The sequence below is a fragment of the Telluria sp. AZSoR62 genome, assembly GCF_058111565.1.
This window is the reverse complement of record NZ_JBYTST010000258.1, coordinates 1-285: the sequence shown is the minus strand read 5'-3', so window position 1 is coordinate 285 and position 285 is coordinate 1. Positions and strand designations below refer to the sequence as shown.

The window sequence follows — 285 nt, the reverse complement described above, 5'->3', positions numbered from 1 at the left end:
AGTTCCAGTGCCCCGGAGTGGGGTTGGCGGCGAACGGAATCTCCTCTTTGAAGAACAGGCCCGTTGGATTGAGGACGCACAGCCCAACCGCGAAGTTCTCGGGCGGCTCATCGGCTGACGGTGGGTCCGTCGGTCCACTTGCCGCGGTGATGATCGCTGCGCGCGGCTCCGGCAGGTACTCACCGCCAGGCGTGCCGTACGACTGGTAATGCACGACGTCGCCGACACTCGGTTGCCTCATGCCGCACCGCCGAGCGCGTTGACGATGGCGCCGAACAGTGCGTC

The 285-nt window shown here is 66.0% G+C and carries 1 protein-coding gene; it reads right to left on the bottom strand.

Annotated features, from left to right (window positions below; all coding sequences use genetic code 11):
* Positions 1-241 (bottom strand): hypothetical protein (locus AC3XQU_RS23725; RefSeq protein WP_489876590.1); only part of this gene is annotated, 241 nt, incomplete at its 3' end.
* Positions 242-285: the final 44 nt, after the last annotated feature.